Source organism: Streptomyces sp. 5-10 (assembly GCF_014712245.1).
Classification (GTDB): domain Bacteria; phylum Actinomycetota; class Actinomycetes; order Streptomycetales; family Streptomycetaceae; genus Streptomyces; species Streptomyces violaceusniger.
The window spans coordinates 1-440 of the sequence record NZ_JACVYG010000242.1 but is presented as its reverse complement, the minus strand read 5'-3'; the positions used below and the strand labels follow the sequence as shown (position 1 = coordinate 440).

Below are 440 nucleotides of genomic sequence, written 5' to 3'. Positions count from 1 at the left end.
CCCCATACAACTCACGGCCCATCCCCAAACGCTGCGCACCCTGACCCGTGAAGACGAAAGCCGTGCTGATGTCCGGACGGGCCCGTCCGTGGACGATCCCCTGACCGGGCCTGCCGGACGCGAGATCACTCAACGCGTCGAGCAGTTCCGTCCGATCGGCACCGATGACGGCCGCGCGCTGTTCCAGTCCGGACCGTGAACAAGCGGAGGCAAGGGCCACGTCCGCCATGTCGAGGTCGGGGTACTCATTCAGGAAGTCGCCGAGGCGCTCCGCCTGGGCCGGAAGTGCCTCGGCGCCAGGGGCGGAAACGATGAGCGGAATGGCGGCCCAGGGACCGCGCTCCACCACCTCGGGTTCCTTCAGAGCGGGACCTTCTTCGAGGATGAGGTGGGCGTTGGTGCCGCTGACGCCGAAGGAGGAGATCCCGGCCCGGCGCGGG

The 440-nt window shown here is 68.6% G+C and carries 1 protein-coding gene; it reads right to left on the bottom strand.

The annotated features are described in order from the left end of the window. On the bottom strand, positions 1–385 hold a 385-nt coding region (locus IEJ02_RS48020; protein ID WP_498067153.1), incomplete at its 3' end, for a CurL C-terminal domain-containing protein. Positions 386–440 lie beyond the last annotated feature (55 nt).